Source organism: Herbidospora sakaeratensis (genome assembly GCF_001570525.1).
In the GTDB taxonomy this organism is placed as follows: domain Bacteria; phylum Actinomycetota; class Actinomycetes; order Streptosporangiales; family Streptosporangiaceae; genus Herbidospora; species Herbidospora sakaeratensis.
Genome location: NZ_BBXC01000016.1, coordinates 20,834 through 33,634, shown reverse-complemented (window position 1 = coordinate 33,634; position 12,801 = coordinate 20,834). Strand labels below are relative to the sequence as shown.

Genomic DNA, 12,801 nt, shown 5'->3' with positions numbered 1-12,801 from the left:
CGCGGACACCCTGTGCATTCGGGGTGCGTTCGGGCGGGTTCCGGCCGTCGGTGTCTCGTTGTGTTTTGATGGGGTGTGGCCACTCCTCTCCAGTATGGCGATCCGCCCCGGCTGGGTCCGTTCGTGCTGCAGGCGCGCCTGCAGACGGCCCCGGCGGGTCTGGTCTACCTGGGGCAGGCGCCCGACGGGCGGGCGGTGTCGGTGGTGGTGCTGACGCGCGGCGCGGCGCTCGACGCGGCGGCCAGGGACCGGTTCGTGACCGGGATCAGGGAGGCCGAGTCGGCCCGGTCGGGGGTGCGCGGGCTGCTGTCGCGGGTGCGCCGGGCGAGTCCGGCCACGCCGTTCGTGGTGGCGTGGGACGGCGGTGAGGCGCCGTGGGCGGCGACGCCGTTCGTGCCGGGCGGGCCGGGTGCCGAGAAGTTCCTCGAGCCGGTCATGGTGTCCGGGATGCTGATCGGCGACCGGCACGGCCCCGACTTCGTGCCCTACTGGCTGGGCGACCGCAATCCGGCGCTGCCCGCGCCGCCTCCCCCCGCCCCGCCGCCGACGGCGACGCCGCGCCAGGTGGCGACGGCCTCGGCGGTGCTGGCCGTGCTGGTGCTGCTGCTTTTGGTGATGGTGTGGTTGTTCCTGTTCCGGGGCGACGACGAGGCGATCCCGGCGCAGCCGCTGCCGCCGACGGTGTTCGTGCCGACCCCGCCGCCGGTGCCCGAGCAGTCGGAGCCGACGCAGCCCTCGCCGTCGCCCGGACCGAGCGAGGGGGGCAGCCCGACGCCGCTTCCCGGCGGCTCCGACGACCCCGGCGACGCCATCTAAGCGTACGCTTACCCCTCATGGAGTTGTGGGATGCGGTCGAGCCCCCGGCCGCCCGCCGCCTGGTGGTGGGCGCGGTCGGCCTGTTCGCTGAGCGCGGCTTCGGCGGCGCCTCGACGCGCGACATCGCCGCGGCCGCCGGGCTGAGCCCCGGGGCGATGTACGTGCACTTCCCCTCCAAGGCCGAGCTGCTGGCCCGAATCGTGCTGATCGTGCACGAGGCGGCCCATCGGGCGGTGGCGGAGGCGGCCCGGCAGGCGGACGCCCCGGCCGTGCGGTTCCGCGCCCTGGTCTACGCACTGGCCCGCTTTCACGCCGCTCACCAGCGCGGATGCCGGGTCGTCCAGAACGAGCTCGGCGCGCTGGCCGCCGACGAGTGGGCGGCGATCCGCCGGGAGCGCCGCCGGATCGAGGCGCTGTTCCGCGACGAGGTGGCCGCCGGGGTGGCCGCGGGCGTCTTCGAGGCGGCCGACGTCGCCGGCACCACCCGGGCGATCGTGTCGATGTGCGTGGACGTCTCCCGCTGGTACCGCCCCGGCGGCGCCGACACCCCAGAAGACGTCGGCGCGCTGTACGCCCATCTGGCCCTGCGGATGGTCCGGGCGCTACCCTGCTGAGCGATCGCTTAGCGGGAGGGTGTCATGCGGCGGACGGTCTACACGGCGGACCACGAGGCGTTCCGGGAGTCGGTCAGGGAGTTCGTCGCCCGGGAGGTCGACCCCCACGCCGAGCGCTTCGCCGAGGAGCGGCTCATCGGCCCGCCGGTGTGGCGCGCGGCCGGCCGGCAGGGGCTGCTCGGGCTGGAGATCCCCGAGGAGTACGGCGGCAGCGCGGCCGGCGACTACCGGTTCAACGCGGTGCTGCACGAGGAGCTGGCCGCCCACGGGATGGCGCTGGCCTCGGGGTTCGGCATCCACTTCGACATCGTCGCCCCCTACCTGGTCGACCTGACCACCGAGGAGCAGAAACGGCGGTGGCTGCCCGGCTTCTGCTCCGGCGAGCTGGTCACCGCGATCGGCATGACCGAGCCCGGGGGCGGCTCCGACCTGGCGGCGCTGACCACGAGCGCCGTACCGGACGGGGACCACTGGGTGCTCAACGGGTCCAAGACCTTCATCACCAACGGCATCCAGGCCGGGCTGGTGGTCGTCGCCGCCCGGACCGGCCCGGGCAAGAAGGGCATCACGCTGTTCGGCGTCGAAGAGGGCATGCCGGGGTTCGAGCGGGGCCGCAAGCTCGACAAGATGGGCCAGCCCGAGGCCGACACCGCCGAGTTGTTCTTCCGCGACGTCCGCGTCCCGGCCGCGAACGTGATCGGGCCGGTCGACGGCGGGTTCGTCGCGATGATGGAGCGGCTGCCGCAGGAACGGCTCGGCGCGGCCGTCGCCAACCTCGCGCACGCCGGGGCGGCGCTGACCGAGACCCTCGCCTACGTGCGGGAGCGGCGGGCGTTCGGGCAGCCGGTGGGGTCCTTCCAGTACAACAAGTTCACCCTCGCCGACCTGGTCACCGAGCTGGAGGTGACCCGCGCCTACGTCGACGGGTGCGTGGCCGCCCACGCGGCCCGGGAGCTGACGGCGGTGGAGGCGGCCAAGGCCAAGTTGTGGTCGTCGGAGGTGCAGTGGCGGGTGCTCGACGCGTGCGTGCAGCTGTTCGGCGGGTACGGCTACATGCGGGAACACCGGGTCGCGCGGGCGTGGGCCGACGCGCGGGTGACCCGCATCTGGGCCGGGTCGAGCGAGATCATGCGCGAGATCGTCGGCCGGGACCTGGGGTTGTAGATGGGGTACGCGCACTGGGACGAGCTGGCGACGCGCTGGCGGGACAACGACGTCTACGGGCACCTGAACAACGTCGTCCACTACGAGCTGATGGACTCGGTGATCAACCGCTGGCTGATCGCCTCGGCGGGCCTCGATCCGATGGGCGGCGACGCGATCGGGTTGTGCGTGGAGTCGCGCTGCTCCTACAAGGCCGAGGCCGCCTACCCGGCGGTCATCCGGGTCGGGCTGCGCGTGGGCCGGCTCGGCTCCTCCTCGGTCCGCTACGAGCTGGGCCTGTTCGAGGGGGAGCGGCTGCTGGCCGAGGGCGAGTTCACCCACGTGTTCGTCGACCGCCGCACCCGCCGCCCGACTCCGATCGAGGGCGGGATGCGGGCGGCGATGGAGAGGCTGGTGGTCGCGTGAAGGTGCGTTCGGCCGTGCTGGTGGAGCGGGGCGGGCCCCTGGACGTCCGGGAGCTCACCCTCGCGCCGCCGCAGGAGGGCGAGCTGCTGGTCCGCATCGAGGCGGCGGGGTTGTGCCACTCCGACCTGTCGGTCATCGACGGCTCGCGGCCCCGGCCGCTGCCGATGGCGCTCGGGCACGAGGCGGCCGGGGTGGTCGCCGCGTCGCGGTCGCGGGAGTTCGTGCCCGGCGACCACGTGGTGCTCACCTTCGTCCCGGCCTGCGGCTCCTGCCCGCCGTGCGTGGCCGGGCGGCCCGCGCTCTGCGGGCCGGGCGCGGCGGCCAACCGCGCCGGCGCCCTGCTGGGCGGCGGACGGCGGCTCGGCGAGGTGTTCCACCACCTGGGCGTGTCGGCCTTCTCCGAGTACGCCGTCGTGTCGGCCCGCTCGGCGGTCAGGGTGCCCCCGGGCCTGCCGTTCGAGGTGGCGGCGCTGTTCGGCTGCGCGGTGCTGACCGGCGCGGGGGCCGCCCTGCACGCCGCCGGGGTCGGGCCGCGCGACAGCGTGGCGGTGTTCGGGCTCGGCGGGGTCGGCCTGTCGGCGCTGCTGGCGGCCAGGGCGGCCGGGGTGAGCACGCTCGTCGGCGTCGACCTGGTCGAGGGCAAACGCGACCTGGCCCTGTCGCTGGGCGCGACGCACGCCGTACCGGGAGGACCCGGCGCCGTCGACCACGTCAGGGAGCTGACCGGCGGGGGAGCGGTGAAGGTCGTCGACACCACCGGCGTCGCCCCGGTCCTGGCCCAGGCGTACGCGGCCACCGCCCCGGGCGGCGTCACCGTCACCGTCGGCCTGCCCGCCCCCGGCGCCGCGCTGACCGTTCCGGCTCTGTCGCTGGTCGCCGAGGAGAAGACGCTGCGCGGCAGCTACCTGGGCTCGTGCGTGCCGCGCCGCGACGTGCCGAGGTTCATCGCCATGTACGAGTCCGGGGTGCTCCCCGTCGACCGGCTGCTGTCCGGCCGGCTGAGGCTGGATGAGGTGAACGAGGGCTTCGACCGGCTGGCGTCCGGCGAGGCGGTCAGGCAGGTCGTGATAATGCGTTGAGCCTCACGTAACGGGAGTCCTTAGGGTCGCCGGCATGAAGCTCAACCTGATCGACACCGTGACCGCCATGCGCGCGGTCTTCGCGGCCCCGCTGGCCGGCCGGCCCGCGCTGCTCGGCGACCTGCTCGCCCCGATGGCCGCCGCGATGCCGTGGCTGACCACCGGGGCGCTGGCCGACTTCCACCACCAGGGGTCGGGCTTCCGCACCGACCGCGACGACGACCGCTACCCGCCGGCCCTCGACCGGCTCGACGGCGTGCTCCCCCGCATCGAGGCGGCGCTGCACCGGGCGTGGGAGCACCAGGTGGCGGCCGTGCCGGACATCACGGTCGCCGACACCGTGAACGTGCTGCTCGTGCTGGGGAACCCCGACGACGCCTATCTGACCGGGACCAGCCACGGCTACTTCGGCATGGGCGGCATCCCCGGCTGGATCCACCTGACGATCTGGCCGACCGAGGAGAGCGTCGGGGCCATCGCCGACTGCGCGGTGCACGAGTTCCACCACAACGTGCGCTACGCCAACGTGACGTGGGACCCGCCCACGGTTCAGCTGGGCGAGCAAATCGTGTCGGAGGGGCTGGCCGACGCCTTCACGGCCGAGGTGGGCGGGACCCTCGGGTACTGGGCGAACTCGCTGGCCGAGGGGGAGTTCGAGGGGGCGTACCGGAAGATCGTCGACAATCTGTCGCTGACGGGGATGCGGAACTTCTCGGCCTACGTCCACGGCGACGCGGCGGCGGCGCGGTTCGGCGGCACGCCGGTCGGGCTGCCGGCGATGGCCGGGTATCCGGTGGGGCGGCGGATCGTCGAGGCTCACCTGGCCGCGACCGGGCTGACGGCCGCCCAGTCGACGGCCCTGCCCAGCGCGGAGATCATCGCGAACGCGGGTCTATAGTTCTGGCCCGTGACCGGGGGACAAATCCTGCTTTTGCTACTGGCCGCAATGGCGGCCGGGTGGGTCGACGCCGTGGTGGGCGGCGGCGGGCTGCTGCAACTGCCCGCCCTGCTGCTGGCCGGGCTCACCCCGGTCGAGGCGCTGGCCACCAACAAGAGCGCCTCGGTCCTCGGCACGACCAGCGCCGCCTACACCTACGCCCGCCGGACCGGCGTCGACCGGATCGCCGTCCCGGCGGGGGTGGCGGCGGTGCTGAGCTCGGCCGGCGGCGCGCTGCTGGCGGCGCTGCTCGACCCGGCGGTCCTCAAGCCGCTGATCATCGTGATCCTGGTGGGCGTGGCCGCTTTCGTGGCGTTGCGGCCCTCCTTCGGCGCGGTCGCGCTGCCCAACCGGCGGACCCGGGCGCGGCTGGTGGTCGCCGTGCTGGCGGCGGGGGTGGCGATCGCGTTCTACGACGGGCTGATCGGGCCGGGCACGGGCACCTTCCTGATCATCGTGTTCACGTCCGTGATCGGGATGGACTTCGTGCGGGCCTCGGCCACCTCCAAGATCATCAATATGGGGACGAACGTCGGCGCCATCGCCGTGTTCGCCGCGCAGGGGCACGTGGTGTGGGCGCTGGGGCTGGCGATGGGCGTGGCCAACATCGCCGGCGCCCAGCTCGGCGCGCGGATGGCGCTCAAGCGGGGCGCCGGGTTCGTCAGGGTCGTTCTGCTGACTGTGGTGTCGGCGCTGGTGCTGCGGCTGGGCTGGGATCTGCTGTAGCGACGGGCCGCAGCGCTCCGGCGGCCAGGGCGACGAACAGGGCCATCACCGCGGGGACCCCGAGGGCGAACGGCAGGCCGGTGAGCTCGGCGATGCCGCCGATCAGGACCGGGCCGACGAGCAGGCCGGCGTACCCGAGGCTGGCGACGCGGGCCAGCGCCCGGCCGCTGGTGGCCGGGTCGCGGTGCCCGGCGGCGGAGAACACCTGCGGGATGATGCACGAGAGCCCCGCCCCGAACAGGCCGAACCCGACGATGCCGGCCACCGGGTGGCCGATCAGCAGGGCGGTCAGCAGGCCGGCGCCGGCCAGCGCGCCGCAGCAGCGCACCAGCAGGACCGGGCCGAGCCAGGCGGCGAGCTTGTCGCCGGCGAACCGGCCGGCCGTCATCATGATCGAGAAGGCGGCGTATCCGGCGGCGCCGACGCTCTCGTCCGACAGCAGGTCCTCGACCAGGTAGACCGAGCTCCAGTCGGCCATCGACCCTTCGCCGACCAGGCAGCAGAAGGCCAGCACGCCCAGGAACAGCACCCATCCGGCCATCGCGTTGCCGGTCTTGCCGGGCGCCTGCTGCGCGGGGGCGCGCGACAGGTCGAGCTCGTCGGGCAGCGCCATGCGGGCGCAGACCAGGGAGACGGCCAGGATGAGCACGCCGACCGTCGCGAACGTCGCCACCACGCTGGCGCCGGCGTGCGCGAACAGGCCGCCGGTGGAGGCCCCGAAGAACCCTCCGACGGAGAAGACGGCGTGGAAGGAGGACATGATCGGGCGGCGGTAGTGGCGTTCGACGATGACGGCGTTGGCGTTCATCGACACGTCCAGCACGCCGTGCACGACGCCGAAGGCCAGCAGCGCGGCGGCCAGCCCGACGAGGCCCGGCGCGACGGCGGGCAGCACCAGCACGGGGCCCTGCAGCAGGGCGACGGGGATCATGACGCGGCGGGAGCCGTAGCGGTCGACCAGACGGCCGACGGCCTGCATGCCGGCGATGGCGCCGGCGGCGATGCCCAGCAGGGCCAGGCTCAGTTCGCCCTCGCTGAGGCGCAGGTCGGATTTGATGGCGGGGATGCGGGAGGTCCAGGTGCCCAGGGCGACACCGGAGATCAGGAACAGCCCGTAGACGGCCACGCGGGCGCGCAACAACATGTGGGGGATCCTCAGGCGGTGATGACGGTGACGCCCGCTCCGGTGAGGGCGTCGTGTTCGTCCGGCGGGACGCCGGTGTCGGTGACGACGACGTCCAGGCCCGCGAAGGAGCAGACGGCGCCGAAGGCGGTGCGGGTGAACTTGCCGGAGTCGCAGGCCACGATGACGCGCCGGGCCGAGGCGATGGCCGCCTGCTTGACCGCGACGTCCTCCAGGTCGTGGGCGGTGACGCCGTGCTTGGCCGACAATCCGCAGCAGCCGATGACGGCGGTGTCGAAGCGCAGCGCCCGCAGGGACGCCTCGGCGAGCGGGCCGACGAGGTTGAGCTCGACCGGCCGCACCTCCCCACCGGGCATGACGAGTTTCACCCTCGGCGCGGTGGCCAGTTCGGTGGCGCACCGCAGGGCCAGGGGCAGCACGGTCAGGCGGCGGTCGTGCACCGCCCGCGCCACCTCCAGCAGGGTCGAGCCGCCGTCGAGGACGACGGCCTCCCCGTCGGACAGCAGCCCGGCCACGGCCTGGGCGATGCGCTTCTTGGCGTCGACCGCCTCCAGCTCACGGGCCCCGTAGGGGGGTTCCTCGCCGCGCAGCAGGAGGCTGAGCGCGCCGCCGCGGACCCGCCGTACGACGCCCTGCTGGGCGAGTTCGTCGAGGTCGCGGCGGATGGTCATCTCCGACACGCCGTAGTGGCCGGCCAGATCGGCCACGGTCACGCTGTCGGCGGACCGCAGCGTGCCCATGATCGCGTTGAGCCTTTCGGCACTTTCCATGTGTTCATTTGAACATGAACTCTGTTCGATCGGCAATATGGGACAGACTGGGCGTCATGCGTGCCAGCCGGTTGCTCTCCCTGCTGCTGCTCCTGCAGACCCGGGGGCGGATGACGGCGGCGGACCTGTCCGCCGAGCTGGAGGTGTCGATCCGGACCGTCTACCGCGACATGGAGGCGCTGTCGTCGGCCGGGGTCCCGATCTACGCCGACCGGGGACCCGCCGGGGGATACCAGCTGCTCGACGGCTACCGCACGAAGCTGACCGGGCTGACCGAGGCCGAGGCGTCCTCGTTGTTCCTGGCCGGGCTGCCCGGACCGGCCGCCGACCTGGGGCTCGCCGAGCTCGCGGCCGCCGCCGAGCTGAAGCTGCTGGCCGCGCTGCCGCCCGGCCCCCGCTCCCAGGCGGCCCGGATGCGCGAGCGGTTCCTGCTCGACGTGCCCGGCTGGCACCGGGGCGCCGAGGACGTGCCGTTCCTGGCCGAGGTCGCCGCGGCGGTGTGGGAGCAGCGCCCGCTGCGGCTGACCTACCGGCGGTGGGGCCCGGCCGAGGTGCGCCGCGACGTGCTGCCCTACGGCCTGGTGCTCAAGGGCGGGTCGTGGTACCTGGCGGCCGAGTGCGACGGGTCGATGCGGACCTACCGGGTGGCGCGCATCCTGACGCTGGCCGGGCTGCCGGGGCGGTTCGAGCGCGGCGAGTTCGACCTGCCGGCCTTCTGGGAGCGGTTCTCGGCCGAGTTCGCGGCGCGCCTGTACACCGGGACGGCCCGCATCCGGCTGGCGCCCGGGGGAGAGGGGCTGCTGGCGTACACGATCGGGGAGGAGCGGGCCGCCCCCGCGCTGGCCCTGGCCGAGCCCGACCCCGATCGCCCGGGGTGGACGGTGCTGGAGATCCCGGTGGAAGGGCTGAACGGGGCGCGGTGGACGCTGCTGCGGATGGGCGCGCTGATCGAGGTGCTGGGGCCGGCGGACCTGCGCGCGATGATGGCCGAGGCGGCGCTCGGCATGGCGGAGATGTACCGCTGAGACTTACTTTGTAAAGGTGCCGGGGCAGTGCAGGACAACCTTTACCTGCAAAAAGCCTCGCGACGACGGTAAATGGTTTGCTCCGGGCGGGGCCGGATGGCGACGATGGGCCGGGCGCTCTGCCACGGGGGCGGGAGCGCCCTTCTCAGAGAGGCCGACGTCTGTTGGGTGTCTGGTTCGAGGAGGCCGGTTCCGGGGCTCCTGTCGTGCTGCTGCATTCGAGTGCCGCCGACGCGCGCATGTGGGATCCGCTGTGGGTGGAGCTGACGGCGCGGTTCCGGGTGGTGCGGCTGGACTTCCGCGGTTTCGGGCGCAGCCCGTGGGCGGCCCAGGAGCCCTACACCGACGCCGGTGACGTGGCCGAGGTGCTCGACGGGCTGGGCGTGCGGGGGGCCGCCGTCATCGGCGCCTCCCACGGGGGGCGGGTGGCGCTGGAGGTGGCCACCGCGCGCCCCGACCTGGTGGGCCGGCTGGTGCTGCTGGCCGCCGGGATGGGCCTGCCGCCGACGCCGGAGCTGCGGGCGTTCGGCCAGGCCGAGGACGCCTTCCTGGAGGCGGGCGACGTCGAGGGCGCGGTGCGGCTGAACGTCGACACCTGGCTCGGGCCCGAGGCGGGGGAGGCGGAGCGGATCTGGGTGGCGGAGATGCAGCGCACCTCCTTCGAGCTGCAGCTGGCCGCCGATCCGGAGCCGACGGCCGGGCATCTGCCGATCGACCTGTCGGTGATCACGGCGCCGGCGGTGGTGGTGTACGGGGTACATGATCTTCCGTACTTCCAGGAGAGCGCGCGGGTGATCGCGGCGGGGCTGGCGTCGGCGGAGCTGGTGGAGCTCGGCTGGGCGGGTCACCTGCCCTCGATCGAGCGGCCCGGCGAGGTTGCGCGGCTGCTGCTCGACCGGCTGGAGGGTTTCAGTGGTTGAGGGTCGCCATGCCGGCGGCGTTGTAGCGGTCGCCGGCGACCTGGTCGGCGAGGTCGCCCAGGGTGGCCAGTTCGGCGCCTGACAGGGTGAGGCCGGTGGCGGCGATGTTCTCCTCGACGCGGGCGGCGCGGCGGGTGCCGGGGATCGGCACGACGTCGTCGCCCTGGGCCAGCACCCACGCGAGGGCGACCTGGGCGGCGGTGGCGTCGTGGGCGCGGGCGACGGCGGCCACTTCGCCGACCAGGGCCATGTTGGCCTTGAGGTTGGCGTCCTCCCAGCGGGGGTTGGTGCGGCGGAAGTCGTCTTCGCGCAGGTCGCCGAGGTCGACGGCGCCGGTGAGCAGGCCGCGGCCCAGGGGGCTGTAGGGGACCAGGCCGATGCCCAGTTCCCGCAGGGCGGGCAGCAGGTCGGTCTCGATGTCGCGGGTGAACAGGGAGTATTCGTACTGCCCGGCGGTGATGGGGTGGATCGCGTGGGCGCGCCGCACGGTCTCGGGCGCGGCCTCGGAGATGCCCAGGAAGCGCACCTTCCCGGCGTCGACGAGTTCCTTCATGGCGCCCCAGGTGTCCTCGACGGGCACGGCGGGGTCGACGCGGTGCTGGTAGTAGAGGTCGATGTGGTCGACGCCGAGGCGGGTCAGGGAGGCGTCGGCGGCGGCGCGCACGTAGTCGGGGTGGCCGTTGATGCCCAGGCGGGTGCCGTCGTCGGCGCGCTGGATGCCGAACTTGGTGGCGATGACGACCTGGTCGCGGCGGTCGCGGACGGCGCGGCCGACGAGCTTCTCGTTGGTGAAGGGGCCGTAGGCGTCGGCGGTGTCGAGCAGGGTGATGCCGAGGTCGAGGGCGCGGTGGATGGTGGCGATCGATTCGGCGTCGTCGCCGGGGCCGTAGAAGTCGCTCATGCCCATGCAGCCGAGGCCGAGGGCGGAGGTGGCGAGATGGCCGAGTGTGCGCGTCTCCATGTCTGCTCCCTATCTTACTTTGTAAAGCTGGTGGGTTGTTGGCATGCGCTGACCCGCACTTCACAACCTATCGACGACGGCCGAGCCGATTTTGTCGGTGGCGGGGTGCACTATGGCGGGCATGGCCTCGTGGCAGGAGATCGAGAACGACGCCCCTGAGTTCGCAGCGCGCTTTCTGCGGCTGTTCGACGTGGGCAAGCACAAGACGATGGCGACGCTGCGCCGGGACGGCTCGCCGCGGATCAGCGGCACCGAGACCCAGTTCGCGCAGGGGGAGTTGTGGCTGGGGTCGATGACCAAGGCGGTGAAGGCGGCCGATCTGCTGCGCGATGGCCGCATGGCGCTGCACGGCCCGACGACCGATCCGGGTGAGGAGGGGTCGGGCACCTGGCCGGGTGAGGCGAAGTTGTCGGGGCGCGCGGTGGAGGTGACCGACCCGCAGGTGGTGAAGGCCGTGGTGGGCGGGGATCCGGGGGAGTCGCACCTGTTCCGGGTGGAGATCGAGGGTGCGGTGATCACGCGGGTCGAAGAGGCGATGCTGGTGATCGAGAACTGGGCGCCGGGCCGCGGGGTGAGTGTGGTCCGCCGTCGCTAGTGCCCCATCGGCCGCCCGTGTTCTTCCCCTTCCGCGGGCGGCCGATGGGTACGGGTCTTTTCTTCCGTTACGGCTTCGCGTGGCCGGCGCCGACGTCGGCGCCCGGTCCGCGCCGTGCGCGGCGGCGACCGGTCGCGCCCGGTTCTCTCGGCTACGGGAGAAGGGGGCTGGGCCGCGTTTCTCCGCGCTCGGCCGGTTTCGCGGGCTCGTCTGCGTGCTCGGCGTGGCTCTCGTGCGGGGGTGTGGGGCGCGGGTGGTTCAGGTGATGGAGAAGCCGCCGTCGACGCAGATGTTCTGGCCGGTGACGAAGGCGGCGGCGTCGGAGGCGAGGAAGACGGCGATGCCGGCGTAGTCGTCGGGCAGGCCGTTGCGGCCGACGGCGTGGCGGGCGGCGAGGGCTTCGACGCGGCCGGGGATGGCTTGGGCGGCTTGGGTGAGGGGGGTGAGGACGAAGCCGGGGAGGATGGTGTTGGCGGTGACGCCGTGGGGGCTCCAGGCTTCGGCTTGGGAGCGGGACAGGCCGCCGATGGCGGCTTTGGCGACGCCGTAGGCGCCGCTGTTGCCGAAGGCGCGGTGGGTCTGCTGGGAGCCGATGTTGATGATGCGGCCCCAGCCGCGGCTGGCCATGCGGGGGGCGTGGTGCTGGCCGAGGCGGTAGGGGGCGGTGAGGTTGACGGCGATGGTCTGTTCGTAGTCGCCGGGGGTGAGCTCGCCCATGGGGTGGCGGATGTTGTTGGCGGCGCTGGTGACGAGGATGTCGGTGTCGGTGACGGTCTGGCACAGGCGGGTGAGGTCGTCGGGGTCGCCCATGTCGGCTTGGACGGCGGTGGCGGTGATGCCGTGGGCGTGCAGGCGGGTGAGGGCCTGGTCGAGGTGGGTTTGGCGGCGGGCGGCGATGGTGATGTGGGCGCCGGCGCCGCCGAGGGCGCGGGCGATGGCGTAGCCGATGCCGCTGCTTCCGCCGGTGATGAGGGCGGTGCGGCCGTGGAGGCCGAACAGGTCAGTGAGGTAGGGGGCGTCCACATTGTTCATGACCGCTCAGCCTATCGTCGGATGATCCGATTTCCTCGATGAGGACGTCGCTGATCCGTTGCATGACGCGGCTCATGTCGCGGAGGGTGTCGGTGTCGAGGTGGGTGAGGATCTGCCGCCAGTTGGCGGCGCCGGCGTCGAGCATCTCGTCCGTGAGGGTGCGGCCTTCGGTGGTGAGGGTGAGGCGGCGCACGCGGCGGTCGGCGGGGTCTTCGCGGCGGGAGACCAGGCCGTGGGCGACGAGGCGGTCGACGATGCCGGTGAGGGTGCCCAGGCCGATGCCGAGTTCGCGGGCGAGTTCCTGGCCGGAGGCCGATTCGTGGAACGACAGGGCGACGATGACCTTGAGCTGCTGCATGGTGAGGGTGGTGGCGAGCAGGGGGAGGGAGCGGTCGCGGGCGAAGGCGCGCCCGAGGAGGCGCTGGGTGTCGGCGATCCAGTCGATGAGCTGGTCGCGTTCGTCGCCGTCTGTCGTGTCGGGTGTCTTCACGCTGGCCTTCGGTGGGCTGTCGCAAACCTGAGAAGGTTATCAGGAATGCCACGTGACATTAAATATTCGTACGACGCGAAGTGTTAGGGTGAGCCGCATTAATCTTCCGGCCGACCTTCTGTC

General features: G+C 73.0%; 15 protein-coding genes. 10 read left to right on the top strand and 5 right to left on the bottom strand.

Features of this window, described 5'->3' with window-relative positions:
- Positions 1-123: 123 nt before the first annotated feature.
- The 7 genes from AW271_RS25900 to AW271_RS25870 are packed head-to-tail and all read left to right on the top strand — an operon-like array spanning position 124 to position 5,741.
- Positions 124-816, top strand: coding sequence for a hypothetical protein (locus AW271_RS25900; RefSeq protein ID WP_062340211.1), 693 nt, complete (start codon positions 124-126; stop codon positions 814-816).
- Between the two features lie 17 nt (positions 817-833).
- Positions 834-1,430: a TetR/AcrR family transcriptional regulator gene (locus tag AW271_RS25895; RefSeq protein WP_062340210.1), complete on the top strand. Its 597-nt coding sequence runs from the start codon at positions 834-836 to the stop codon at positions 1,428-1,430.
- 24 nt (positions 1,431-1,454) lie between these two features.
- The gene (locus tag AW271_RS25890) at positions 1,455-2,594 is read left to right on the top strand and encodes an acyl-CoA dehydrogenase family protein (protein WP_062340209.1); all 1,140 of its coding nucleotides are present in this window, start codon (positions 1,455-1,457) and stop codon (positions 2,592-2,594) included.
- Positions 2,595-2,999, top strand: a complete 405-nt coding sequence (locus AW271_RS25885) for an acyl-CoA thioesterase (protein ID WP_062340208.1) — start codon at positions 2,595-2,597, stop codon at positions 2,997-2,999.
- Positions 2,996-4,078, top strand: a complete 1,083-nt coding sequence (locus AW271_RS25880; protein ID WP_062340207.1) for a zinc-binding dehydrogenase — start codon at positions 2,996-2,998, stop codon at positions 4,076-4,078. Before AW271_RS25885 ends, AW271_RS25880 begins: the two co-directional genes overlap by 4 nt.
- Positions 4,079-4,112: 34 nt before the next feature.
- A complete protein-coding gene (locus tag AW271_RS25875; protein WP_062340206.1) occupies positions 4,113-4,976 on the top strand; it encodes a DUF2268 domain-containing putative Zn-dependent protease in 864 nt (287 codons plus the stop codon).
- Between the two features lie 48 nt (positions 4,977-5,024).
- Positions 5,025-5,741: a sulfite exporter TauE/SafE family protein gene (locus AW271_RS25870; RefSeq protein ID WP_062340205.1), complete on the top strand. Its 717-nt coding sequence runs from the start codon at positions 5,025-5,027 to the stop codon at positions 5,739-5,741.
- Here AW271_RS25870 and AW271_RS25865 read toward each other — a convergent pair.
- Together AW271_RS25865 and AW271_RS25860 are read right to left on the bottom strand one after the other, a co-directional pair.
- Positions 5,677-6,885 carry an MFS transporter gene (locus tag AW271_RS25865; protein WP_062340204.1) on the bottom strand — a complete coding sequence of 403 codons (1,209 nt, stop codon included), beginning with the start codon at positions 6,883-6,885 and terminating at the stop codon, positions 5,677-5,679. The two genes, AW271_RS25870 and AW271_RS25865, sit on opposite strands and share 65 nt — an antisense overlap.
- Before the next feature lie 11 nt (positions 6,886-6,896).
- Positions 6,897-7,655, bottom strand: coding sequence for a DeoR/GlpR family DNA-binding transcription regulator (locus AW271_RS25860; RefSeq protein WP_062340203.1), 759 nt, complete (start codon positions 7,653-7,655; stop codon positions 6,897-6,899).
- A 56-nt stretch (positions 7,656-7,711) separates the two neighbouring features.
- On the opposite strand from AW271_RS25860, the gene AW271_RS25855 reads away from it, so the two are divergent.
- Both AW271_RS25855 and AW271_RS25850 read left to right on the top strand, forming a co-directional pair.
- Positions 7,712-8,680, top strand: coding sequence for a helix-turn-helix transcriptional regulator (locus AW271_RS25855; RefSeq protein ID WP_062340202.1), 969 nt, complete (start codon positions 7,712-7,714; stop codon positions 8,678-8,680).
- A gap of 164 nt (positions 8,681-8,844) precedes the next feature.
- The gene (locus tag AW271_RS25850) at positions 8,845-9,600 is read left to right on the top strand and encodes an alpha/beta fold hydrolase (protein WP_062340201.1); all 756 of its coding nucleotides are present in this window, start codon (positions 8,845-8,847) and stop codon (positions 9,598-9,600) included.
- Here AW271_RS25850 and AW271_RS25845 read toward each other — a convergent pair.
- The gene (locus tag AW271_RS25845) at positions 9,590-10,561 is read right to left on the bottom strand and encodes an aldo/keto reductase (protein ID WP_062340200.1); all 972 of its coding nucleotides are present in this window, start codon (positions 10,559-10,561) and stop codon (positions 9,590-9,592) included. The two genes, AW271_RS25850 and AW271_RS25845, sit on opposite strands and share 11 nt — an antisense overlap.
- A 121-nt stretch (positions 10,562-10,682) precedes the next feature.
- Between AW271_RS25845 and AW271_RS25840 the strand changes: the two genes are divergently transcribed.
- Positions 10,683-11,156 carry a pyridoxamine 5'-phosphate oxidase family protein gene (locus AW271_RS25840; protein ID WP_062340425.1) on the top strand — a complete coding sequence of 158 codons (474 nt, stop codon included), beginning with the start codon at positions 10,683-10,685 and terminating at the stop codon, positions 11,154-11,156.
- Between the two features lie 258 nt (positions 11,157-11,414).
- Here AW271_RS25840 and AW271_RS25835 read toward each other — a convergent pair whose 3' ends face one another.
- Complete coding sequence (locus AW271_RS25835) at positions 11,415-12,188, bottom strand: SDR family NAD(P)-dependent oxidoreductase (RefSeq protein ID WP_062340199.1); 774 nt, start codon at positions 12,186-12,188, stop codon at positions 11,415-11,417.
- Positions 12,157-12,678 carry a MarR family winged helix-turn-helix transcriptional regulator gene (locus AW271_RS25830; protein WP_062340198.1) on the bottom strand — a complete coding sequence of 174 codons (522 nt, stop codon included), beginning with the start codon at positions 12,676-12,678 and terminating at the stop codon, positions 12,157-12,159. The genes AW271_RS25835 and AW271_RS25830 overlap by 32 nt, the downstream gene beginning before the upstream one ends.
- Positions 12,679-12,801 lie beyond the last annotated feature (123 nt).

What these genes read in the sequence shown, in the direction of transcription:
- AW271_RS25875 (WP_062340206.1), top strand. Translation starts at nt 4,113, where the DNA reads ATGAAGCTCAACCTGATCGACACCGTGACCGCCATGCGCGCGGTCTTC.
- AW271_RS25835 (WP_062340199.1), bottom strand. Translation starts at nt 12,188, where the DNA reads ATGAACAATGTGGACGCCCCCTACCTCACTGACCTGTTCGGCCTCCAC.
- AW271_RS25855 (WP_062340202.1), top strand. Translation starts at nt 7,712, where the DNA reads ATGCGTGCCAGCCGGTTGCTCTCCCTGCTGCTGCTCCTGCAGACCCGG.
- AW271_RS25865 (WP_062340204.1), bottom strand. Translation starts at nt 6,885, where the DNA reads ATGTTGTTGCGCGCCCGCGTGGCCGTCTACGGGCTGTTCCTGATCTCC.
- AW271_RS25870 (WP_062340205.1), top strand. Translation starts at nt 5,025, where the DNA reads ATGGCGGCCGGGTGGGTCGACGCCGTGGTGGGCGGCGGCGGGCTGCTG.
- AW271_RS25890 (WP_062340209.1), top strand. Translation starts at nt 1,455, where the DNA reads ATGCGGCGGACGGTCTACACGGCGGACCACGAGGCGTTCCGGGAGTCG.
- AW271_RS25860 (WP_062340203.1), bottom strand. Translation starts at nt 7,655, where the DNA reads ATGGAAAGTGCCGAAAGGCTCAACGCGATCATGGGCACGCTGCGGTCC.
- AW271_RS25840 (WP_062340425.1), top strand. Translation starts at nt 10,683, where the DNA reads ATGGCCTCGTGGCAGGAGATCGAGAACGACGCCCCTGAGTTCGCAGCG.
- AW271_RS25885 (WP_062340208.1), top strand. Translation starts at nt 2,595, where the DNA reads ATGGGGTACGCGCACTGGGACGAGCTGGCGACGCGCTGGCGGGACAAC.
- AW271_RS25845 (WP_062340200.1), bottom strand. Translation starts at nt 10,561, where the DNA reads ATGGAGACGCGCACACTCGGCCATCTCGCCACCTCCGCCCTCGGCCTC.
- AW271_RS25895 (WP_062340210.1), top strand. Translation starts at nt 834, where the DNA reads ATGGAGTTGTGGGATGCGGTCGAGCCCCCGGCCGCCCGCCGCCTGGTG.